Annotated in this window: 1 protein-coding gene; it reads left to right on the forward strand. The window is 32.7% G+C overall.

The window, feature by feature from the left end; genetic code table 11:
• Window positions 1-269 (forward strand): mannitol dehydrogenase family protein (locus ACSBRB_RS10695; protein ID WP_488199622.1); only part of this gene is annotated, 269 nt, incomplete at both ends.

Below are 269 nucleotides of genomic sequence, written 5' to 3' on the forward strand. Positions count from 1 at the left end.
AAGAAGGTGTGTTAGAATCTGATTTAATTATCCCTGCAGTTGGTGTTAATTTCTTACCAATTATTGCTAAATCATTTGCGCACTACTTAAAAGAAAAAGAAACACCTGTAAATATTGTGGCATGTGAAAATGCTATTATGGCCACGAACACTTTGAAAAAAGCGATTCTAAATATAACTGGTCCTTTAGATGACCATATCCATTTTGCTAATTCAGCAGTCGATAGAATCGTGCCAATGCAAAAAAATGAAAATATATTAGATGTCATG

The organism is Staphylococcus auricularis (assembly GCF_051172115.1).
GTDB classification, from domain to species: domain Bacteria; phylum Bacillota; class Bacilli; order Staphylococcales; family Staphylococcaceae; genus Staphylococcus; species Staphylococcus auricularis_A.